The organism is Pseudomonas xanthosomatis (genome assembly GCF_019139835.1).
In the GTDB taxonomy this organism is placed as follows: domain Bacteria; phylum Pseudomonadota; class Gammaproteobacteria; order Pseudomonadales; family Pseudomonadaceae; genus Aquipseudomonas; species Aquipseudomonas fakonensis.
In genome coordinates this window covers 3,274,815-3,297,498 of record NZ_CP077075.1, presented here as the reverse complement: position 1 = coordinate 3,297,498, position 22,684 = coordinate 3,274,815, and the positions used below count along the sequence as shown (strand labels likewise).

Genomic DNA, 22,684 nt, shown 5'->3' with positions numbered 1-22,684 from the left:
TGCAAAGCCTCAACCCGGCGCTGTACCTGTGGGAGCGGGCTTGCCCGCGAAAGGCTGCGAAGCAGACCCACTGGTAACGGCCCTATCGCCGGCAGGCCGGCTCCTGCAGAGGTGTATCAATGCATATGGGCGTGGTCGTGACCAGCGGCTTCGGTCAGCGGCCGCACTTGGGCCTGTACCTGCAGCGTTTCTTTGCCGCCCTTGGCGTCTTCGATGGTCAGGGTCAGCGGCACCTGCTCGCCTTCCTTCACCTGCTGGTTCAGGCCCATCAGCATCACGTGGTAGCCGTTGGGGTCGAGCTTGACCGGCTTGCCTGCCGGCAGTTCGACGGCCTTCACTTCACGCATGCCCATCACGTCGCCGTTCATGGTCATCTCATGCACCTGCACGGTCTTGGCCACCGGCGAAGCCACGCCTACCAGCTTGCTGTCGCTGCTGGAGGTAATGGTCATGAAGGCGCCGGTGGACTGCTGGTGCGGCACGCTGGCACGCACCCAGGCGTCGCTCACAACGGTCTGGGCCATAGCCGGCAGCGCCAGGCCGAGCAGGCCCAGGGCGGCCAGGGTGCGTTTGATCGGTTGCATCGACATTCAGCAGATCTCCATCAGGGTGAGCAGGTCCTCGGTGCATTCCTTGGCGTTCAGGGAATGGCCCAGGCTCAGGCGCAGGGTGCCACGGGTATCGTAGACGTAGCTGGTGGACGAGTGCGAGATGGTGTAGGTATCGCCGGCCGGGACCTTTTCGTAGAACACCTTGAACTCGCGGGCCACCTCGGCGATTTCTTCCGGGGTACCGGTCAGCGCGACGAAACTTGGGTCGAAGGCCTTGACGTAGGCATCCAACACTTCAGGGGTGTCGCGCTCCGGGTCCAGGGTGATGAACACCACCTGGAAAAGGTCGCGGTCGCGGCCCCTGAGCATGCCGCGGATCTGCGCCGCACGCGCCAGGGTGGTCGGGCACACCGCCGGGCACTGGGTGAAGCCGAAGAAGATCATCGGCATGCTGCCGTAGAAGCTCGACAGGCTACGTTCGTTGCCCTGGGTGTCCTTGAGCTTGAACTTGCGCCCGAGGATCTCGTTGCTCATGTTCTTGCCGTACTTGAAGTCCAGGCCACGCGCCGGGTTGCAACCGGCCAGCAGGCCCAGCCCCAGAACGCCCATCCCGGCGACTACCGCGCGCCGGGTCAACAGATCAGTCATGGAACCATCCTTTACAGGGAAGGTGCCGGCCCTTGGGGTGGGCCGGCCAGAAAACGCGCGCATTCTGGCATGACACCCCGGTACCAGCTACCCGACTGAGGTCGGATCGGGCTGCAGCCCTTTGAATACGGGGCGCGACCGGTTGTCGCAGGGGTTGAATCCGTAACAGTTTGTTGCTAGGGATCAATGTAAAAGCTGCCGGCATACCGCTGAAAGCATCGCGGGGCAAGCCCGCTCCCACATCACGGCGTGGGAGATTGCTTGCCCCGCGATTGGAGAAAACACCCTACTTAGTAATAGGCGTTCTCTTTCTGGCTGTGGTCAGTCACGTCACGCACGCCCTTGAGCTCGGGAATGCGCTCGAGCAGGGTGCGCTCGATACCTTCCTTCAGCGTAACGTCGGCCTGGCCGCAGCCCTGGCAGCCGCCACCGAACTGCAGCACGGCGATGCCGTCATCGACCACGTCCACCAGGCTCACGGCGCCGCCGTGGCTGGCAAGGCCGGGGTTGATCTCGGTCTGCAGGTAGTAGTTGATCCGCTCGTTGATCGGGCTGTCTTCGTTGACCATCGGCACCTTCGCGTTGGGTGCCTTGATGGTCAGTTGGCCGCCCATGCGGTCGGTGGCGTAGTCAACCAGTGCGTCCTCGAGGAACGGCACGCTGACAGCGTCCAGGTAGGCGGTGAAGCTCTTCAGGCCCACCGGCTCGTCGTCGGGTTTCTCTTCACCGGGCTTGCAGTAGGCGATGCAGGTCTCGGCGTACTGGGTGCCCGGCTGGGTGATGAAAATACGGATGCCGATGCCAGGCGTGTTCTGCTTGGAGAGCAGATCGGCCAGGTAATCATGGGCGGCGTCGGTAATGGTTATAGCGCTCATGGAAGTTCCTCACAGACTTGCCGGCAGTGTACGCCAACCCGTGCCACGAACAAAGTCCTAGTATTTGACTCGGGATAGCGCCAGCGTAGGCTCGCCGGGCGCGCGGGCCGCGAAAACCGCCTTGAGCCGCCAGTACAGGCCACGCTCCAGCCAGTGGTAGCTGAGCCACGACATTAGTCCGATTGACGGCACGCACAGGGCGAACACCAGGTAAGGGTTCAGGCGCAGGCGCTCGCTGACGAACAGCCCGCCGTACAGCACCAGCACGTGCACCAGGTACACCGAGTACGAGCAATCGCCCAGCGCCTTTAGCACGCGGTTGCCCTTGAAGTACGGCTCCAGGGCGACGAACGCCAGCACCACCAGCGCGCTGGGCAGGCCCCAGTGCAGCAAGCGCTGCGAGGCGTCCAGATGATACAGGGCAAAGCCCGCCAGCCCCAGCAGGCCCAGCGGCAACCACAGCCCCTCGCGGATCAACCCGCGGCGGTACAGCACGCCCAGGCCGATACCCAGCAAAAACTCGTAGACGATGTCGTTGTTGTAGAAGCGGCTGAGCACGCCCAGGCGCCCCAGCACCTCGCTCACCAGCAGCAGCGCCGCCGTCACCAGCAGCAGGTGGTGGCGCTGGCGCACCAGGAAGGCCAGGCCGAACAATAAGTAGAAGAACATCTCGAAGTTCAGCGTCCAGCCCACGTTAAGCGTTGGGTACAACCCATAGCCACCAGGGTTTTCCGCCGGAATGAACAACAACGACAACAACAGGTGCTGCCATTCGAACACCTGGTGCGGCATCCAGCGGCTGGCGATCAGCATCAGCACGGCCATCAGCAAGGTGTAGAACCAATAAGCGGGAATGATGCGCAGGGCGCGGTTGAGCAGGAAGGCGCCGGGGGCAATCGCCTTGTCGCGGGTGGACAGGTAAATCACCATCCCGCTGATCACGAAGAAGATGTCCACCCCTACCGCGCCGCGGTCGGCGAGCAGTTGGCCGATGGGGCCGCTGGCTTTGAAGTCGAAGAAGATCTGCATGAAGTGGTGGCAGACCACCACCCAGGCGGCGAATGCCCGAAGAGCCTGGAGCGAATACAGCATGAAATACCCTGCGATTGCCGGTGCATTGAGGCCCAGGCGAGCGCTTCGCGCTCGTTCGCGACTAAACCCGCTCCCACCCGAGATCCTTGTAGGAGCGGGCTTGCCCGCGATGGGCTGCAAAGCAGCCCCAAAGGCCCATTCACCGATTCCGACCGCAGCTCGCCGGCAAAGATCAGTCCAACCGATCAGAGGTTCTCGTAGCGGTTCATGTCCAGCACCCCCGCCTCTACCGGGTCGGTCTCCTGGATGTAGCGGTTCAGGTCATGGAAATAGCGCCAGAACTCGGGGTGGCTGCGGCGCACGCCCCAGCGCATGACGATGCGCTCGAACTTGCCGGCATCGTCCCGCGCCGCCTCCATGTCCTCGACGAACTCGGGCACATCGGCCGCCGGGATGTTGAAGATGAAGTTGGGGTAGCTGCTGAGCACGCCCGGGTACAGGGTCAGGGTGTCCAGCCCCGGCTGGTAGCGGTAGGCCTCACCCAGCAAAAACGCCACGTTGCTGTGGGCGCGGTTGCGCAGCAGGCTGTACACCTGGCGCTGGCCGCCCTTGCCCTCGATGCGCAGCATGGTCGCCTCGGGCAACTGGCCGATCACCTTCAACCCCGCTGCCGGGCGCGATACCAGGCGGCTGAGGGACTGCTCGACATCGCGGAACTCCTCGCTCATTTGCGGCCGTGAGCAGTACGCCCCCTGGCAACGGTTGATCGGGTCGGGCGCGGCGTTCAGGCTGCCGGTGCGCTGTATCAGCTTCAGGCCAAAGTCACGCTTGGGGTCGCGCGGGTCCAGCTTCAGCGCGCTGGGGGTGTCGGTGTCGATGTCCTCGTAGTCCATCCACATCTTCACCTTGCCGCTGTTCTGGTACCAGTCGCTGAGAATGTGCCCACGCTGCCCGGCCGGCATCAGGCGCAGGAAATTGACCTCCGCGCCGTTGCGGATCAGGTCGAAGTACAAGCGCGTCTGCAACTGGTGCGACACGTTGCCGAACACGTCGAAGTTCACTGCCAGTTGGTAGTAGGTGCGCTCGAACAGCGGGTAGTCGAACAGCCACATTGTCAGCGGCACGTCACCGATCAGGCCCTTGGTCACCGAGGCGCTGTCGAAGTGGCGGAAGATGCTCAGCAGCGCGTTGTCGTTACCCGCCCACAGGGTCGACCAGCTTGGCGCGGGCTGCTCGGCGTAGGCGTCGCGGCGCAGCTTCTCGTAATCGTTGCGCTTGTCGCGGTAGGCGTGCCACAGGCTCAACACGCTGCCCACATCGTCGATCTGCCCGGGCATGGCCAGCAGCGGCGTGGCTTCGCCGCGGTACTGGGCATTGGTGATGTAGAGGTCGTGGGCCGGCTCCTGGAACAGCGCCCAGAAGTTGTCGCGGATCACGTCGGTGGCGATCTGCCCACGGCACACCGGGCCGCGAATGAAGGTGCGCACGAAGTACTCGGCGTTATCCAGCATGAACTGGTAGCGGGCCACCGCCGGGATTGCCTCGAAGGTTTCGAAGGGGTTGGCGCGGTGGCGCGGGCCGTAGCCGGGCAAGGCGCTGGCGTGCCAGTCGCCGCTGTAGAACAGCTGCTTGACCCGCTTGAGCTTCTGCGGGCCCATCGGGTAGGTGATGTGGGTCTTGTGCACGATCACGCCCTGCACCGGGATCAAGCGGTAATAGAAATCGGTACCGGGCGGGTCGTTGGGGCGACGGGTGGCGATCAGGTCGGCCGGCTGCCCGCTGGGCGTGCGTGAGCGCACCCACTGGAAGAAGTGGCCCTGCTCGCCGCCGACAAAATGGATGTGCGCCAGGAACAGGTGCTCGTACAGCCAACGGGCCACCAACGCCTCGGTGGAGCCTGGACGGTTGAACAGCTCTTCCCATTCGGCAATCTGCTGCGCCTCGCTGGCGCTGGGCTTGATCGGGTTCTTCTCCACCGGCGCACCGGCTGCCAGCCAGCGCTGCAGGGTCTGGTACTGCTGGTCGGTCAGGCCGGTGACCGCCAGCGGCATGCCCTCTTTCGGGTGCGCGCCGGCGTAGGCGTCGAACTCGTGGGGCAAGGGGCACATGTTGTTGCGGTTAAGGCCCAGCACGATCTCCTCAGGCAACTTGGCGTTGGGCGTCAGCGGCGCGCTGTGGCCCAGCTCGAGCATGCGCGCCATCAGCGCCGCCTGGCTGCCCTGTTTGTCGAGCACCGAGTAGAAACCCTGCTTGCGCCAGCCCGCTTCGTCGCGGGCGTCGTAAAACAGCCGCGTGGGGGGCACCGCCTGGCTGCGCTCGCCCTGGTACACCGGCACCTTGGAAGCACCGCGCTCGGCGCCTTCTGCGCTGCCCAGGTTGAGCTGGCAGGCCGCGTCGTTGCAGGCGTGGCAGGCCACGCACTTCTCGGTGAAGATCGGTTGGATATCCCGGGTGTACGAAATCGCCGGGCTCGATTGGGGGGCCTGCGCGAGCGCCGCGCCACTGATCAACAGTGCGAAGGCGCCGGCAAGTATGCGAAGCAGCATGTGCCGAATGTCCTGGTTCTTGAAAGCCATCACGATGCCTGTCCGGGTAATGGGTGCTGTGCAGAACGCGCGCCGCCAACATGAAGGAAATTCATGCAAACCGGCGATGCGTCGAAAAACCGTGCAGGTTTGTTATTATTTGGCACCTTCTGATATTCGCCCGACCAGGTAGTCCTATGTCCGACCGCAGCGCTCGTTTAAAAGCACTCCAGAAAGCACTCAAAGAGCGCATCCTGATCCTCGACGGCGGCATGGGTACTATGATCCAGAGCTACCGCCTCGAGGAACACGACTATCGTGGCACGCGCTTTGCCGATTGGCCAAGCGATGTGAAGGGCAACAACGACCTGCTGCTGCTCAGCCGCCCCGATGTGATCGCCGCCATCGAGAAGGCCTACCTCGATGCGGGCGCCGATATTCTTGAAACCAACACCTTCAACGCCACGCAGATTTCCCAGGCCGACTACGGCATGGAAGCGCTGGTGTACGAGCTCAACGTCGAGGGCGCGCGGGTTGCCCGCCAGGTGGCCGACGCCAAGACCCTCGAAACCCCGGACCGCCCACGCTTCGTCGCCGGCGTGCTTGGCCCGACCAGCCGCACCTGCTCGATTTCCCCCGACGTCAACGACCCCGGATACCGCAACGTCACCTTCGACGAGTTGGTGGAAAACTACGTCGAGGCCACCCGCGGCCTGATCGAGGGCGGCGCCGACCTGCTGCTGATCGAAACCATTTTCGACACCCTCAACGCCAAGGCGGCGATCTTCGCCGTGCAGCAGGTGTTCGAGGAAGACGCGGTCGAGCTGCCGATCATGATCTCCGGCACCATCACCGACGCGTCCGGGCGCACCTTGTCCGGGCAAACCACCGAGGCGTTCTGGAACTCGGTGCGCCACGCCAAACCGATCTCCATCGGCCTGAACTGCGCCCTGGGCGCCAAGGACCTGCGCCCCTACCTCGAGGAGCTGTCCGGCAAGGCCGACACCCATGTGTCCGCCCACCCCAACGCCGGCCTGCCCAACGCCTTCGGCGAGTACGACGAGACCCCGGCCGAAATGGCCGCGGTGGTCGAAGAATTCGCCGCCAGCGGCTTTCTCAACATCATCGGCGGCTGCTGCGGTACCACCCCGGGCCACATCCAGGCCATCGCCGAGGCCGTGGCCAAGTACCCACCGCGCGCGATCCCCGAGATCCCCAAGGCCTGCCGCCTGTCGGGCCTGGAGCCGTTCACCATCGATCGCCAGTCGCTGTTCGTCAACGTCGGCGAGCGCACCAACATCACAGGTTCCGCCAAGTTCGCCCGGCTGATCCGTGAAGAGAACTACACCGAAGCGCTGGAAGTGGCGCTGCAGCAGGTCGAGGCCGGCGCCCAGGTGATCGACATCAACATGGACGAAGGGATGCTCGACTCCCAGGCGGCCATGGTGCGCTTCCTCAACCTGATCGCCGGTGAGCCGGACATCTCCCGCGTGCCGATCATGATCGACTCCTCCAAGTGGGAGGTGATCGAGGCGGGCCTCAAGTGCATCCAGGGCAAGGGCATCGTCAACTCGATCTCGATGAAAGAAGGCGTCGAGCAGTTCAAGCACCACGCCCGCCTGTGCAAGCGCTACGGCGCCGCCGTGGTGGTGATGGCCTTCGACGAGGTCGGCCAGGCCGACACCGCCGCACGTAAAAAAGAGATCTGCCAGCGCAGCTACGACATTCTGGTCAACGAAGTGGGCTTCCCGCCGGAAGACATTATCTTCGACCCGAACATCTTCGCCGTGGCCACCGGTATCGAGGAGCACAACAACTACGCCGTCGATTTCATCGAGGCCTGTGCCTTCATCCGCGACCACCTGCCCCACGCCCTGAGCTCGGGCGGTGTGTCCAACGTGTCGTTCTCGTTCCGTGGCAACAACCCGGTGCGCGAGGCGATCCATTCGGTGTTCCTCTACCACGCCATTCGCAATGGCCTGACCATGGGTATCGTCAACGCCGGCCAGCTGGAGATCTACGACGAGATCCCCGCCGCGCTGCGCGAGAAGGTCGAGGACGTGGTGCTCAACCGCACTCCGCACGGCACCGACGCCCTGCTGGCCATCGCCGACGACTACAAGGGCGGCGGCGCCACCAAGGAAGTCGAGAACGAAGAGTGGCGCTCGCTGCCGGTGGAAAAGCGCCTCGAGCACGCCCTGGTCAAGGGCATTACCGCGTTCATCGTCGAAGACACCGAAGAGTGCCGCCAACAGTGCGCGCGCCCCATCGAGGTCATCGAAGGCCCGCTGATGAGCGGCATGAACGTGGTCGGCGACCTGTTCGGCGCCGGCAAGATGTTCCTGCCGCAAGTGGTCAAGTCGGCCCGGGTGATGAAGCAGGCCGTGGCCCACCTGATCCCGTTCATCGAGCTGGAAAAAGGCGACAAGCCCGAGGCCAAGGGCAAGATCCTGATGGCCACGGTCAAGGGCGACGTGCACGACATCGGCAAGAACATCGTCGGCGTGGTGCTGGGCTGCAACGGCTACGACATCGTCGACCTGGGCGTGATGGTGCCGGCCGAGAAGATTTTGCAGACCGCCCGCGAGCAGAAGTGCGACATCATTGGCTTGTCGGGCCTGATTACCCCGTCGCTGGACGAAATGGTCCACGTGGCCCGCGAGATGCAGCGCCAGGGCTTCAACCTGCCGCTGATGATCGGTGGCGCCACCACCTCCAAGGCGCACACGGCGGTGAAGATCGAGCCCAAGTACTCCAACGATGCCGTTGTCTACGTCACCGACGCCTCGCGCGCGGTGGGTGTGGCCACGCAGTTGCTGTCCAAGGAGCTCAAAGCCGGCTTCGTCGAGCGCACCCGCAGCGAATACGTCGAGGTGCGCGAGCGCACCGCCAACCGCAGCGCCCGTACCGAGCGCCTGAGCTACAGCCAGGCCATCGCTGCCAAGCCGCAGTACGACTGGGCCGGTTACCAGCCGGCAGTACCCTCCTTCACCGGCGTGAAGGTGCTGGACAATATCGACCTGCGCGAGCTGGCCGAGTACATCGACTGGACGCCGTTCTTCATCTCCTGGGACCTGGCCGGCAAGTTCCCGCGCATCCTCACCGACGAAGTGGTCGGCGAGGCAGCCACCGCGCTGTACAAGGACGCCCGCGAGATGCTCGACAAACTGATCGACGAGAAGCTGATCAGCGCCCGGGCGGTGTTCGGTTTCTGGCCGGCCAACCAGGTCAAGCATGACGACATCGAGGTCTACGCCGACAACGGTGACACCCTGGCCACCCTGCACCACCTGCGCCAGCAGACCATCAAGCCGGACGGCAAGCCGAACTGGTCGCTGGCCGACTTCGTGGCACCGAAGGACAGCGGCGTGACCGACTACGTGGGTGGTTTCATCACCACCGCCGGTATCGGCGCCGAGGAAGTGGCCAAGGCTTACCAGGACAAGGGTGACGACTACAGCTCGATCATGGTCAAGGCCCTGGCCGACCGCCTGGCCGAGGCCTGCGCAGAGTGGTTGCACGAGCGGGTGCGCAAGGAGCACTGGGGTTATGCCAAGGACGAGCACCTGGACAACGAGGCGCTGATCAAGGAGCAGTACAGCGGTATCCGCCCTGCCCCGGGCTACCCGGCCTGCCCGGACCACACCGAGAAGGAAACGCTGTTCCGCCTGCTCGATGGCAGCGCCATCGGCGAGACGGGCCCTAGCGGGGTGTTCTTGACCGAGCACTTTGCCATGTTCCCGGCGGCGGCGGTCAGTGGCTGGTACTTTGCGCACCCGCAGGCGCAGTACTTTGCGGTGGGCAAGGTGGACAAGGACCAGATCGAGCAGTACAGCTTGCGTAAGGGGCAGGAGGTTGGGGTCAGTGAGCGGTGGTTGGCGCCTAATCTTGGGTATGAGAGCTGATTGGTTTGCTTTGCGGGGTGGGGTGGGTTTGGGGCTTATTGGTGATTGCGCTTGGAGATGTATGCGCATTCATTGACGATAAGCGCTTTTCGTCACCTTTCCGCCCTTACGGCGGCCTACTTTGGTCGTGGCCAAAGTAGGCAAAGCCGTCTGCTCCCATCATCCGGCCCCCTACGCTGCGCTTCGGGGGTTCCCTCGCTCCGGGCTTGCTCCGGAGGTACGCGCCGACGGGCCGTCCCTGGCCCGATCGGCGCTCGACCGGCATCCATGCCGGTCGCCCTCCTACGCAATCCCTACGCTCGGCCTCCTGAAGTCGCGATTTGTGTTGTCTGAACTATCGCGCGCTTAGAAGCAACATCAAGAGCCAGATCAAGAGCCGGGATGTTGGTTTGATTGTTATTGATGTGTTGTTTGTTCTGACGCAATCGCGGGGCAAGCCCGCTCCCACGTTAGAACTGCGGATGCTGATCCACGTGGGAGCGGGCTTGCCCCGCGATTCAATCCTGAGTTCCCACGGTGGCAACTAGCGGTTAGCTGCGCCAGCCCAGGCGCCGCCACTAACTTCGCGACTTCAGGAGGCCGAACGCAGGGATTGCGTAGGGGGGCGACCGGCATGGATGCCGGTCGAGCGCCGATCGGGCCAGGGACGGCCCGTCGGCGCGTACCCCCGGAGCAAGCCCGGAGTGAGGGAACCCCGGAGCGCAGCGCAGGGGCCGTATGAATGGAGCGAGGATTTTTTGGTGACTTTTTGATCCTTCAAAAAGTTACCCGCCGTAAGGGCGGAAAGGTGAATAAGCGTCACTACAAATAATGAATGCGCCTACAACTTCCAAAACCAACTAAAACAACTTCAACAGGCAACAGCGTACATCACATAAAACAAGCCACCCGCCCCATCACCCTCAAGCCGCCCCCCCAATCAGCCCTGAGCAACCCTACCCCGCGCCGCATGCAGCTTCTTGTAGCTCTCCACCAACCGCAAATGCCGATCAAGCCCCTCAAGCTTCATGCTGGTAGGCGTCAGCCCATGGAACCGCACACTGCCATCCACCGACCCCAGCACCGCATCCATCCGCTCGTTACCGAACATGCGGCGGAAATTACCCTCGTAGTCGGCCATCTCCAGCTCGTCATCCAGCACCACCTCCAGCACCACGTTCAGCGCCTGGTAGAACAACCCACGCTCAACCGTGTTGTCGTTGAACTGAAGGAACATCTCCACCAGCTCCTTGGCATCGTCGAAGCGCTGCAGCACCAGGTGCACCAGCAGCTTCAGCTCAAGGATGGTCAGTTGGCCCCACACCGTGTTGTCGTCGAACTCAACGCCAATCAGCGTGGTGATGGTGGTGTAATCGTCCACCTCGGCGTTGTCCAGGCGCTTGAGCAACAGCTTCAGGTTGCGGTTGTCGAGCTTGTGCAGGTTGAGGATGTCGCTACGGAATTCCAGCGCCCGGTTGGTGTTGTCCCAGATCAGGTCCTCCACCGGGTAGATCTCCGAATAACCCGGCACCAGAATGCGGCAAGCCGTGGCGCCCAGGTCGGTGTACACCGCCATGTACACCTCCTTGCCCTGCTCCTCGAGGATGCCGAACAACGTCTGCGCCTCCTGCACGTTAGAGTCCTGGCCCTCGCCCGAGAAGTCCCACTCGACGAACTCGAAATCGGCCTTGGCGCTGAAGAAGCGCCACGACACCACGCCGCTGGAGTCGATGAAGTGCTCGACGAAGTTGTTCGGTTCGGTCAGCGCATGGCTTTCGAACGTCGGCTGCGGCAGGTCGTTCAAGCCCTCGAAGCTACGCCCCTGCAGCAACTCGGTGAGGCTGCGCTCCAGCGCCACCTCGAAGCTTGGGTGGGCGCCGAACGAGGCGAACACGCCACCGGTGCGCGGGTTCATCAGGGTCACGCACATCACCGGGAATTCACCGCCCAGCGAGGCATCCTTGACCAGCACCGGGAAGCCCTGCTCCTCCAGCCCCTGAATGCCGGCGACGATGCCCGGGTACTTGGCCAGCACCTCTTGCGGCACGTCCGGCAGGCACAGCTCGCCCTCGAGGATTTCGCGCTTCACCGCCCGCTCGAAAATCTCCGACAGGCACTGCACCTGGGCCTCGGCCAAGGTGTTGCCGGCGCTCATGCCGTTGCTCAGGTACAGGTTCTCGATCAGGTTGGACGGGAAGTACACCGTCTCGCCGTCCGACTGGCGCACGAACGGCAGCGAGCAGATGCCACGCGCCTTGTTGCCCGAGTTGGTGTCGTACAGGTGCGAGCCACGCAGCTCGCCGTCCGGGTTGAAGATCTCCAGGCAGTACTCATCGAGAATCTCGGCCGGCAACGCGTCCTTCGGGCCGGGCAGGAACCACTGCTCGTTCGGGTAGTGCACGAACGGCGCGTTGGCGATGTCCTCGCCCCAGAACTGGTCGTTGTAGAAGAAGTTGCAGTTCAACCGCTCGATGAACTCGCCCAGCGCCGAAGCCAGCGCGGCTTCCTTGGTGGCGCCCTTGCCGTTGGTGAAGCACATCGGCGATTGCGCGTCGCGCACATGCAGCGACCACACGTTGGGCACAATGTTGCGCCACGAAGCGATCTCGATCTTCATGCCGAGCCCGGCCAGGATCGCCGACATGTTGGCGATGGTCTGCTCCAGCGGCAGGTCCTTGCCGGCGATCAGCGTCTGGCTGTCGGACACCGGCATCAGCAGCGCCTGGGCGTCGGCGTCGAGGTTGTCGACCTGCTCGATGATGAACTCAGGGCCGGTCTGCACCACCTTCTTCACCGTGCAGCGGTCGATGGAACGCAGGATGCCCTGGCGGTCCTTCTCGCTGATGTCCTCGGGCAGCTCGACCTGGATCTTGAAGATCTGGTTGTAGCGGTTCTCCGGGTCGACGATGTTGTTCTGCGACAGGCGGATGTTCTCGGTAGGGATGTCGCGGGTCTGGCAGTACAGCTTGACGAAGTACGCCGCACACAGCGCCGAGGACGCCAGGAAGTAGTCGAACGGCCCCGGCGCCGAGCCGTCGCCCTTGTAGCGGATCGGCTGGTCGGCGATCACCGTGAAGTCGTCGAACTTGGCTTCGAGACGAAGGTTGTCGAGAAAATTGACCTTGATTTCCATGCGAAGGGGTACCAGGAAGCGGGGCGGAAAATGGCCGGCATTATCCGGGATTTTTGCCGGGAAGTGTTGGCGGGTGTTCGGCGCCCGAGGCAGCCTCAGCTTGACGCTTGATGAGGGTGGCTCGCAGCGCGACCTCGACAGCGCCGAACTCCGGCACATGCTGGCCCAGCGGGAGTCGGTGCCGTGCAAGGCGCGGATCGCCAACTTCATCTACAAGATCTACTTCAGCCATTCGATATGGGTACCGACTGCAGATATTCTGCGCGAAATCGAAAAACCTGCCTCGGCCTGGAAGCCCTTGCCAGAAACGCCTTTGTATTGAGGCTTGTGGGGGCAACCGCTGGCCGCCGCCTCACCGCGCATAGCGAATGACGATCCCCTTCAACTTGCGCCCCTCTACCGACTCGATGTCCCGGTCCCACATCGGCCCGCGCACATAGGCCGCCACCGGCTGGATACGGTCGTAAACCACCACCACCGCATCGCCGCCAATAGCCGCAGCCTCGCTGCGCAGCTTCTGCTCGATCTCGCTGACCGAGGCCGCAGGCTCGGTGCCGGCGCTGACCAGGATTTCGCCCAGGCGCACATGGGGCCGGGTAGGTTCGCTGCGCAGGATCTCGACATTGCCCGGCGCGGTCGGCGCCGGGTGCGGGGCACCGACGTATTCGGTGGTGTGCGCGTCGATGCTGCTGCAGGCGGTCAGTGCCAGGGCCATGGCGCCCAGCAGCATGGCGGGGATGAAGCGGAGCTTGGACATGCCTGTTCCTCCATGGGTTGGCTGGTTCAAGAATGGCCCAGAAATACCCGTTCGCAAGCCCGGCCCACATCCTGCAGGAGCCGGCTTGCCGGCGATAGGGCCGCAACAGGCATAACCCCTATGCCGCCCTGCCCTGCAACCCCTCGCGCACCACCTGCGCCAAACGCCGCAACCCCTCATCCAGCAGCTCAGGCTGCACATGGCTGAAGTTCAGGCGCATATGCCCCAGGTGCCGGTCCGGCTCGGGAAAGAACGCCTCCCCCGGCATGAACGCCACGTCCACCGCCAGCGCCGCCGGCAACAGCGTGCGGGTATCCAGTGGCTGCTTGAGAGTCAGCCAGAAAAACAGCCCGCCCTCAGGCACCTGCCACTCGGCCAGGTCAGCGAAATGCGTGTGCAAAGCGTCCTGGAACGCATCACGCCGGCCCCGGTAATAGCTGCGCAAGGTCGCCAGGTGCTGCTGGTGCTTTTCACTGCCCAGCCACTGCAGCACCTGCCACTGGCCAATGCGGTTGGTGTGCAGGTCGGCGGCCTGCTTCAGGCGCAGCAGGTAGGGGAACAGGTCGGGGCTGGCGATCAGGTAGCCCACCCGCAGGCCCGGCAGCAGGGTTTTCGAGGCGGTTCCGGTGTAGATCCAGCTGGCCTTGCGCAGGCGCCCGGCGATAGGCGTGGCGCTGGCGCCGTCAAAGCTCAGCTCGCGGTACGGCTCGTCCTCGATCAGGGTTACGTCGAACTCGTCCAGCAACGCCGCCACCGCCTCGCGCTTGGCCTGGCTGTAGCGCAGGCCCGAAGGGTTCTGGAAGGTCGGGATCAGGTAAACGAACGCCGGGCGCTGCTGTTCAAGGCGCTGGCGCATGGCCGCAAGGTCCGGGCCATCGGCCTGCATCGGCAGCGTCAGGCAGTCGGCGCCGAACAGCTGAAAGTTCTGCAACGCGGCCAGGTAGGTCGGCGCCTCCAGCAACACCGGGGTGCCCTTGTCCAGGTACAGCTTGGCCGCCAGGTCCAGGGCCTGCTGCGAGCCGCTGAGCACCAGCACCTGGCTGGCCTGGCAGTCGATGCCCTGGGCCCGCGCTTCGGCCGCCAGGGCCTCGCGCAGGGCCGGCTCGCCCTCGCTCATGCCGTACTGGCCCATGCCCACCGGCATGTCCTGCCACTGCACCTTGGGCAGCATGGCCTCGGCCGGCAGGCCGCCGGCAAACGACATCACCCCCGGGCGCTGGGCCGCGGCGAGGATTTCACGGATCAGGGAACTCTTGAGGCGCGTGACACGTTCGGAGAAAGCCATGGGGGCACCGGTAGCGAGGCGTGGGAGAAATACGTCAAACTGCTTGACCGAAACTACGATGCCGCCCACGGATAAGTCAATATGCTTGACCTTAAAAACCCCGCCTGCCAGCAGCAGGCCATGGAAGCCTTTTTCTTCGGCTACCAGGCGTTCACCGCCAAACCCGACGAGATGCTCGAGCGCCGAGGGTTGGGCCGGGTGCACCAGCGCATCCTGTTTTTCATCGCCCGCTACCCGAACCTGAGCGTGAAAGAGCTGCTGGCCGTGCTGGGGGTGAGCAAGCAGGCACTGAACATGCCGTTGCGTCAGCTGATGGAAATGCGCCTGGTGAACAGCGTGGCGTCGGCGGCCGACAAGCGCATGCGCCTGCTGGAGCTGACCGAGGAAGGAGCGCGCCTGGAGCAGGCACTGCGTCGCGAGCAGGTGAAACTGCTGGAGCGGGTGTTTGCACAGGCCGGCGAAACGGCGGTCAATGGCTGGCTGGCGGTGAACCAGGCATTGGCCAACGGGGGTGAGGAGTAACCTGCAAGGCCCCCATCGCCGGCTTGCCGGCGATGGGGCCAGACCAGGCCAACTCAGGCCTGGGTGTCGACCACACTGCCGGCGCTGCTGCCGCCGTCCTTGGTCAAGGCTTCGAGCAGCTTGCCAGTAGCGGCCAGCAGTTGGCCGGTCAGGGTGGCGATGCTCGATTGCTTGGCCGCCACCTGGGCCTGCTTGGCAGGGTCGTCGCCGGCCTTCGCCATCAACGCCGCCAGTTGCTTCTGCTCATCGGCCAGTTGCTTTTGCAACTGCTTGATCAGCTCACGCAGGGTCTTGACCTCCACCGACTCGCTGCTGTCGCTGTCGGACGCCTCGGCCTTGCCGCCAGCTGCGGCGCTCTTGCCGGTGGTCACCTGGCCCATGTCGGCCTTGACGCCCTTGGTGATGTCTTCGCTTGCCTGGGTGGCGGCCGAAGTGCTGGCCTGGGTGGCCGCGGTGTTGATGGTGATAGCGCTGATACCAGCCATGTCCCTGATCCTCTAGAAGATGGGTCCTTTCGATAACCGCCCTATCGGCAGCAGCGCAACATTCTTTAACACAAAGCCCCGATAAATTTGCCGCCCCGCTACTCGTCCACCTGATACCCGAGCCCTGCCCGCCCCTTTCGCCCGGCGCCAGGTTCGCCCCGATCAGCCCTGCAACGAGATGGCAATGACCAAGACCCGTTCCCGCAAAGCCCTGTATATCGGCCTGTCCCTGGCCCTGGCGGTCGCCGCTGGCAGCGCCGCCGGCTACCTCTACTGGCAACAGCGCCACGCAGGCTACCCCTTGAAGATCGTCCAGCAGGCCGAGGCACTGCACGAACACATGCTGTCGTTCGACAGCCACATCACCGTGCCCATGAACCTGGGCAGCAAAGGCCACGAGCTGGACAAGGACGGCCCCGGCCAGTTCGACCTGGTCAAGGCCGGGCGCGGGCGCCTGTCCGGGGCGGCGCTGACCGTGTTCGGCTGGCCGGAAATCTGGAACGGCGCCAACGCCCCGCACCGCCCTACCCCGGGCTTCGTCGATGCCGCCCGGCAAGAGCAGGAAGTGCGCTACAAGATCATCACCGGCATGGTCCGCGACTTTCCCAACCAGGTCGGCATCGCCTACACCCCCGAAGACTTCCGCCGCCTCAACGGCGAAGGCAAGTTCGCCATCTTCATCAGCATGCTCAACGCCTACCCGCTGGGCCACGACCTGAACCAGCTCGACCTGTGGGCCGCACGCGGCATGCGCATGTTCGGCTTCAGCTACACCGGCAACAACGACTGGGCCGACTCCTCGCGCCCGCTGCCGTTCTTCAACGATACCGCCGACGCCCTGGGCGGGCTGTCGCCGCTGGGCGAGCAGGCGGTCAAGCGCCTCAACGACCTGGGCGTGATCATCGACGTCTCGCAAATGTCCACCCTGGCCCTGGAAGACGTCGCCCGCCTGTCCCGCGCCCCGATGGTCGCCTCGCACTCGGCGCCGCGGGCCCTGGTGGACATCCCGCGCAACCTTTCGGACAAAGAGATGCAACTGATCCGCGACAGCGGTGGGGTCATCCAGGTGGTGGGCTTCGGCCAGTACCTCAAGCCTTTGAGCAAGCCGGTACTGGACAAGCTCGAAGCGCTGCGCGTGCGCTTCGACCTGCAACCGCTGCAGGGCCTGGCCAACGCCCTGATGCCCGGTGACGCGGTGATCGCCATCTGGCCCGAGCAACGCTTCGGCGAGTACGCAAGCTCGCTGTACGGCATTCTCGAAGAAGAACCCAAGGCCACCCTCAAGCAGTACGTCGACGCCATCGACTACACGGTGAAGAAGGTCGGCATCGACCACGTCGGTATCAGCTCCGACTTCAACGACGGCGGCGGCCTGGATGGCTGGAAGGACGTCAGCGAAATTCGCAACGTCACCGCCGAACTGCTGACCCGCGGCTACAGCGAGACGGACATCGCCAAACTCTGGGCGGGCAATTTCCTGCGCGTCTGGGACCAGGTACAAAAATCCGCACATCCCGTCGCCACCCGCTGAGCACCCGTCAATGAGCAACCGCCGCACCTTCCTCAAACAAGCCAGCGTGCTGGCCGCAAGCCTGCCCCTGCTGGCCCGCGCGCAAGAACAGGCCGCCGCGCCCCAGCCCCTCACAGGCCCTGAAAAGTGGCGCAACCTGCGCGCACTGTTCCCGCTCGACCCCGGCATCGCGCATTTTGCCAACTTCCTGGTCACCGCCCACCCGCGCCCGGTGCAGGCCGCCATCGACCGCCACCGCGCCGACCTCGACCGCAACCCCGCCGCGCTGATGGACTGGGAGAGCCAGTACGAATGGCAGCGCGAGGACGAAGTGCGCGAATGGGCCGGCCGCTACCTCGAGGTCGGCCCGCGTCAGATTGCCCTCACCGGCAGCACCACCGAAGGCCTGGCGATGATCTTTGGCGGCCTCAAGGTGGGCCCCGGCCAGGAGATCCTGGTGACCGAACACGAGCACTACTCCACCCACAAGGCCCTGGCCTTCCGCACCGCCCGCCAGGGCACCGCCGTGCGCAAGATCCGCCTGTTCGACAACCCCTGGACGGTGTCCACCGACCAGGTGCTGAGCACCATCGACAAGGCCATCCAGCCCCACACAAGGGTGCTGGGCATGACCTGGGTGCACTCGGGCAGCGGCGTCAAGCTGCCGGTGGGCGAGATCGGCGAGTTGGTGCGCCGGCACAACCGCGAACGCAGCGAAGCCGAGCGCATTATCTACGTGGTCGATGGCGTGCATGGTTTTGGCGTGGAGAACGCACGCTTTGCCGACTTCAACTGCGACTACTTCATTGCCGGCACCCACAAGTGGATGTTCGGCCCGCGCGGCACCGGCATCATCTGCGCCGCCTCCACCGGCATGGCCAACCTCACCCCGACCATCGCCACTTTCTCCCGCGATGAAGACTTTGCCACCATCATGACCCCCGGCGGCTACCACGCCTTCGAACACCGCTGGGCCGCAGGCGAAGCCTTCAAGCTGCACCTGGAGCTGGGCAAGGCCGACGTCGAGCGGCGCATCCACCAGCTCAACAGCCTGCTCAAGGAGCGCCTCAGCGAGCACCGCAAGGTCCAGCTGGTGACCCCGCGCAGCGAACGCTATTCGGCCGGTTTTACCTTTTTCCGCATCGAGGGCCGCGACCCCGACGCCGTGGCTGCACACCTCACCGCCAACAAGGTGATGTGCGATGCGGTGTACCGCGATGTCGGCCCTGTCATCCGCCTGGCGCCGAGCCTGCTCAACGACGAGCAGCAGATCGACCGCGCCATGGCCCTGATCACCCAGCAACTCTGAACAAGGCAAACCCATGAGCGCACCTGTGTACCGCCTCACCCTGGCCGCCGTGCTGGCCGCCTGCAGCCTGCCGGCCCTGGCCGCACCACCGTCGGACAAGCCCGGCACGGTCTGGCGCGACTGCACCAGCGCCTGCCCGGAAATGGTCGTGCTGCCCGCCGGCACCTTCACCATGGGCACCCCGCCCGACGAGATGGGCCGCCAGGACGATGAAGGCCCGCAGCACCCGGTGACCTTCGCCAAACCCTTCGCCATCAGCCGCTACCAGGTCACCGCCGGCGAGTGGGCGGCGTACCAGAAAGAAGCCGGCGTGGTCATCGCCGACGGCGACGAGCGCCCCGGCCGGCGCTGCACCAACAGCAAGCCCAGCTACAAGCAGGGCCCGCGCCAGCCGGCGGTGTGCATGAGTTACCACGACGCCGAACAGTACGCCGCGTGGCTGTCGAAAAAGACCGGCCAGCGCTACAGCCTGGTCAGCGAAGCCCAGCGTGAGTACGCCGCCCGCGCCGGCAGCACCGGCCTGTTCCCGTTCGAGCCCGACGCCAACTTTGAAATCAGCAAGCACGCCAACGTATACGGGCCCAAGGACGGCTACAGCTACAGCTCGCCGGTGGGCAGTTTCCCGGCCAACGCCTTTGGCGTGTACGACATGCACGGCAACGTCTACGAGTGGGTCGCCGACTGCTACCACGACAACTACCAGGGTGCCCCCGCCGACGGCAGCGCGTGGCTTGAGCAAGGCTGCAAGCTGGTGAGCATTCGCGGCAACGACTGGGGCGAGGCGCCGATCTTCTCGCGCTCGGGCAACCGCAACAACGCCTACACCAACGCCCGCGGCGACTGGCTCGGCTTTCGCGTAGCCAGGCAGCTCTGAAGCGCTGGCCGGCGGTAAATTCTGCCCCACCCGGCTCGTTCCTATCGGTGTACTTGCAGAGGACCCGGGGCGCCACATCACGGCGCCCCCAACCACCATCCAAGGAACCGCAACCATGAGCCAGACCGCTTCTTCCGACAACATCCACGACCTTATCGGCGTCGGCTTCGGCCCTTCCAACCTGGCCCTGGCCATCGCCCTGGAAGAGCTCGCCGAAACCAACGGCCACGCCCTAGACGCCCTGTTCATCGACAAGCAAGCCGACTACCGCTGGCACGGCAACACCCTGGCCACCCAGAGCGAGCTGCAGATCTCCTTCCTCAAGGACCTGGTGTCGCTGCGCAACCCCACCAGCCCGTACAGCTTCGTCAACTACCTGCACCAGAAGCAGCGCCTGGCCGACTTCATCAACCTCGGCACCTTCTACCCCTGCCGCCTGGAGTACAACGACTACCTGCGCTGGGCCGCCGACCACTTCGCCACCCAGGCGGTGTACGGCGAGGAAGTGCTGCGCATCGAGCCGGAGCTGCGCGACGGCAAGGTCGACCACCTGCGCATCGTCTCGCGTGACCAGCAAGGCCGCGAATTCAGCCGCAAGGCACGCTCGGTGGTGGTAGGCAGCGGCGGCACGCCGAAAATCCCCGAGGCCTTCCGCGCGTTCAAGGGCGACCCCCGCGTGTTCCACCACTCGCAGTACCTGAGTGCCCTGCAAAAGCTGCCGTGCAACCAGGGCAAGCCAATGCGCATCGCCGTGGTCGGCTCCGGGCAGAGCGCCGCCGAAGCCTTCATCGACCTCAACGACAGCTACCCGTCGGTCAAGGTCGACATGATCCTGCGCGCATCAGCCTTGAAGCCTGCCGACGACAGCCCGTTCGTCAACGAGATCTTCGCCCCCGAATACACCGACCTTGTGTTCAACCAGCCCCACGCCGAGCGCGAGAAACTGGTCAGCGAGTACCACAACACCAACTATTCGGTGGTCGATGTCGACCTGATCGAACGCATCTACGGCATCCTCTACCGCCAGAAAGTCGCCCACCAGTATCGCCACCACGTACTGTGCCGGCGCAACATCGAGCACGTCGCCAACACCGCCGAAGGCATCGAGCTGACCCTGCGCGATCTGGCCACCGGCGTGCAGCAAACCCACCGCTACGATGCGGTGATTCTGGCCACCGGCTACGAGCGCCGCTCGCACCGCGAGCTGCTGGCACCGCTTCAGCAGCACCTGCAGGACTTCGAGGTGGACCGCGACTACCGCGCCCTGGCCAGCCCCGAGTTTGGCGCCAGCGTGTACCTGCAGGGCTTCTGCGAGGCCTCCCACGGCCTGTCCGACACCCTGCTGTCGGTGCTCCCGGCCCGCGCCCAGGAAATCGGCCAGTCGCTGTACAAGGCCCTGGCCAAGCCGGCTGCCAACCCGTCCTTCGACGCTGCTGCGCTGACCCGCGCCTGACACAGGTACCGTCCATGTCCAAGCAACCACGTGGGGCGCTGCGCGAGCTGTCCGCCCTGCTCAAACCCTTCTGGCCGATCGTTGCGTTGTCGATCGTCCTCGGCATGCTCGGTGGCCTCAGCGTCACCGCGCTGCTGGCCACCATCAACAATGGCCTGCATGCCGAGGGCGGGCTGGGCAGTTCGGTGGTGCTGGCGTTCGCCGGCCTCTGCGTGGTGGCGCTGCTGAGCACCATCTGTTCCGATATCGCCACCAACTACGTCGGCCAGCACATCATTGCCAGGTTGCGAGAAGAGCTGGGGGAGAAGGTGCTTTCGGCACCGATCGAACAGATCGAACGCTACCGCAGCCACCGCCTGATCCCGGTGCTGACCCATGACGTCGATACCATCAGCGACTTCGCCTTCGCCTTCGCCCCGCTGGCGATTTCGGTCACCGTCACCCTGGGCTGCATGGGCTACCTGGCCATGCTGTCCTGGCCGATGTTCCTGATCATGCTGGCCGCCATCGCTGTCGGGACGATCATCCAGTACATCGCCCGTGGCCGAGGCATCCGCGGCTTTTACCAGGCCCGCGATGCCGAGGACCGGCTGCAGAAGCACTACCACGCCATCGCCGAAGGCGCGAAGGAGTTGCGCATTCACCGGCCACGCCGCCAGCGCATGTTCACCCAGGGCATTCGCCAGACTGCCGGCGAGATCCGCGACATCCAGGTGCGTTCGATCAACACCTTCGTGATCGCCAAGAGCTTGGGCTCGATGCTGTTCTTCGTGGTCATCGGGCTGGCACTGGTGCTGCAATCGCTCTGGCCCAGCGCCAGCCCGGCAGTCACCAGCGGCTTTGTGCTGGTGCTGCTGTACATGAAGGGCCCGCTGGAACACCTGGTCGGCACCCTGCCCATCGTCAGCCGCGCGCAGATCGCCTTTCGCCGCATCGCCGAACTGTCCGAGCGCTTCTCCTCACCCGAACCGCACCTGCTGTTGCAGGATGCCGGCCCCAACCGCCAGGCGGTTCACGAGCTGGAGCTCAAGGACGTGGCGTTCACCTTCGCCCCAAGCGAAGGGGTCGAGCCGTTTCGTCTGGGGCCGGTGAACCTGCGCCTGCGCCAGGGTGAGATCACCTTCATCGTCGGCGAGAACGGCTGTGGCAAAACCACGCTGATCAAGCTGCTGCTGGGCCTGTACGTGCCGCAGCAGGGCGAGGTACGGGTCAACGGCCAAACCATCGACGCACGCAACCGTGACGACTACAGGCAACTGTTCACCACGGTGTTCGCCGACTATTACCTGTTCGACGACGTGCTGCTCGACGACCGGCAGATCCCGGACACCGCGCGGCATTACCTGGAGCGCCTGGAAATCGCCCACAAGGTGGATATCCGCGACGGCCGCTTCACCACCACCGACCTGTCAACCGGGCAGCGCAAGCGCCTGGCACTGGTCAATGCGTGGCTCGACGAGCGCCCCGTGCTGGTCTTCGACGAATGGGCCGCCGACCAGGACCCGACCTTCCGCCGGGTGTTCTACACCGAACTGCTCCCGGACCTCCAGCGCCTGGGCAAGACCATCATCGTCATCTCCCATGACGATCGCTACTTCGACATCGCCGACCAGTTGGTTCGCCTGCAGGCCGGCCAGGTGAGTTGCGAGCGGGCCGTCAGCGCCTGACCCGAAACCAAAGGGCGATGCCAGCGGCATCGCCCTTTGGTTTCACCTGCGTGAATAGCCAGCCACGGTTCCCGCCACCCCGACAGCCCGGACCCAAAGAATATTTCATTTGTTTTTCCGGTTTTGCAGCGGTGGTGCGTTTAATCAAGAGAATAAGAACCAATACCAACAAAC

General features: G+C 64.5%; 17 protein-coding genes. 8 read left to right on the top strand and 9 right to left on the bottom strand.

Translation table 11 applies throughout. The annotated features are described in order from the left end of the window. Nucleotides 1-116: 116 nt before the first annotated feature. From KSS93_RS14650 to KSS93_RS14630, 5 genes are all read right to left on the bottom strand, one after another. Complete coding sequence (locus KSS93_RS14650) at nucleotides 117-590, bottom strand: copper chaperone PCu(A)C (RefSeq protein WP_217884720.1); 474 nt, start codon at nucleotides 588-590, stop codon at nucleotides 117-119. After that, the gene (locus tag KSS93_RS14645) at nucleotides 591-1,199 is read right to left on the bottom strand and encodes an SCO family protein (protein WP_217839029.1); all 609 of its coding nucleotides are present in this window, start codon (nucleotides 1,197-1,199) and stop codon (nucleotides 591-593) included. A 290-nt stretch (nucleotides 1,200-1,489) separates the two neighbouring features. After that, nucleotides 1,490-2,074, bottom strand: coding sequence for a Fe-S biogenesis protein NfuA (gene nfuA, locus KSS93_RS14640; protein ID WP_110996563.1), 585 nt, complete (start codon nucleotides 2,072-2,074; stop codon nucleotides 1,490-1,492). Between the two features lie 57 nt (nucleotides 2,075-2,131). Then, nucleotides 2,132-3,166: an acyltransferase family protein gene (locus KSS93_RS14635; RefSeq protein ID WP_217884719.1), complete on the bottom strand. Its 1,035-nt coding sequence runs from the start codon at nucleotides 3,164-3,166 to the stop codon at nucleotides 2,132-2,134. Nucleotides 3,167-3,351: 185 nt separating this feature from the next. Then, entirely contained in the window at nucleotides 3,352-5,652 is a 2,301-nt protein-coding gene (locus KSS93_RS14630) for a fatty acid cis/trans isomerase (RefSeq protein WP_217884718.1), read from the bottom strand. A gap of 176 nt (nucleotides 5,653-5,828) precedes the next feature. Here KSS93_RS14630 and metH point away from each other — a divergent pair, with 176 nt between their 5' ends. Beyond that, nucleotides 5,829-9,536: a methionine synthase gene (gene metH / locus KSS93_RS14625; RefSeq protein ID WP_217884717.1), complete on the top strand. Its 3,708-nt coding sequence runs from the start codon at nucleotides 5,829-5,831 to the stop codon at nucleotides 9,534-9,536. A 919-nt stretch (nucleotides 9,537-10,455) separates the two neighbouring features. Here metH and KSS93_RS14620 read toward each other — a convergent pair. Then, nucleotides 10,456-12,648, bottom strand: a complete 2,193-nt coding sequence (locus KSS93_RS14620; RefSeq protein WP_217884716.1) for an OsmC domain/YcaO domain-containing protein — start codon at nucleotides 12,646-12,648, stop codon at nucleotides 10,456-10,458. A 100-nt stretch (nucleotides 12,649-12,748) separates the two neighbouring features. On the opposite strand from KSS93_RS14620, the gene KSS93_RS14615 reads away from it, so the two are divergent. Then, on the top strand, nucleotides 12,749-12,970 hold the full coding sequence (locus KSS93_RS14615; RefSeq protein ID WP_217884715.1) for a hypothetical protein: 222 nt from the start codon (nucleotides 12,749-12,751) through the stop codon (nucleotides 12,968-12,970). A 30-nt stretch (nucleotides 12,971-13,000) separates the two neighbouring features. On the opposite strand, the gene KSS93_RS14610 is transcribed toward KSS93_RS14615, so the two are convergent. Together KSS93_RS14610 and KSS93_RS14605 are read right to left on the bottom strand one after the other, a co-directional pair. Beyond that, nucleotides 13,001-13,405 carry a YdgH/BhsA/McbA family protein gene (locus tag KSS93_RS14610; RefSeq protein WP_217884714.1) on the bottom strand — a complete coding sequence of 135 codons (405 nt, stop codon included), beginning with the start codon at nucleotides 13,403-13,405 and terminating at the stop codon, nucleotides 13,001-13,003. 118 nt (nucleotides 13,406-13,523) lie between these two features. Further along, nucleotides 13,524-14,690, bottom strand: a complete 1,167-nt coding sequence (locus KSS93_RS14605; RefSeq protein ID WP_217884713.1) for an aminotransferase-like domain-containing protein — start codon at nucleotides 14,688-14,690, stop codon at nucleotides 13,524-13,526. Between the two features lie 81 nt (nucleotides 14,691-14,771). On the opposite strand from KSS93_RS14605, the gene KSS93_RS14600 reads away from it, so the two are divergent. Next, nucleotides 14,772-15,212 carry a MarR family transcriptional regulator gene (locus KSS93_RS14600; RefSeq protein ID WP_217884712.1) on the top strand — a complete coding sequence of 147 codons (441 nt, stop codon included), beginning with the start codon at nucleotides 14,772-14,774 and terminating at the stop codon, nucleotides 15,210-15,212. 53 nt (nucleotides 15,213-15,265) lie between these two features. Here KSS93_RS14600 and KSS93_RS14595 read toward each other — a convergent pair whose 3' ends face one another. After that, a complete protein-coding gene (locus tag KSS93_RS14595) occupies nucleotides 15,266-15,697 on the bottom strand; it encodes a hypothetical protein (protein WP_217884711.1) in 432 nt (143 codons plus the stop codon). 184 nt (nucleotides 15,698-15,881) lie between these two features. Here KSS93_RS14595 and pvdM point away from each other — a divergent pair, with 184 nt between their 5' ends. From pvdM to KSS93_RS14570, 5 genes are all read left to right on the top strand, one after another. Beyond that, nucleotides 15,882-17,228 (top strand): pyoverdine-tailoring dipeptidase-like protein PvdM, encoded by a 1,347-nt coding sequence (gene pvdM / locus KSS93_RS14590; protein WP_217884710.1) that lies wholly within the window; start codon nucleotides 15,882-15,884, stop codon nucleotides 17,226-17,228. Between the two features lie 10 nt (nucleotides 17,229-17,238). Beyond that, a complete protein-coding gene (gene pvdN / locus KSS93_RS14585) occupies nucleotides 17,239-18,516 on the top strand; it encodes a pyoverdine-tailoring periplasmic protein PvdN (RefSeq protein WP_217884709.1) in 1,278 nt (425 codons plus the stop codon). A gap of 13 nt (nucleotides 18,517-18,529) precedes the next feature. Further along, entirely contained in the window at nucleotides 18,530-19,390 is an 861-nt protein-coding gene (gene pvdO / locus KSS93_RS14580) for a dihydropyoverdine dehydrogenase (protein WP_217884708.1), read from the top strand. A gap of 115 nt (nucleotides 19,391-19,505) precedes the next feature. Next, nucleotides 19,506-20,843, top strand: coding sequence for a lysine N(6)-hydroxylase/L-ornithine N(5)-oxygenase family protein (locus KSS93_RS14575; protein ID WP_217884707.1), 1,338 nt, complete (start codon nucleotides 19,506-19,508; stop codon nucleotides 20,841-20,843). Nucleotides 20,844-20,857: 14 nt separating this feature from the next. Further along, nucleotides 20,858-22,510: a cyclic peptide export ABC transporter gene (locus tag KSS93_RS14570; protein WP_217884706.1), complete on the top strand. Its 1,653-nt coding sequence runs from the start codon at nucleotides 20,858-20,860 to the stop codon at nucleotides 22,508-22,510. Nucleotides 22,511-22,684 lie beyond the last annotated feature (174 nt).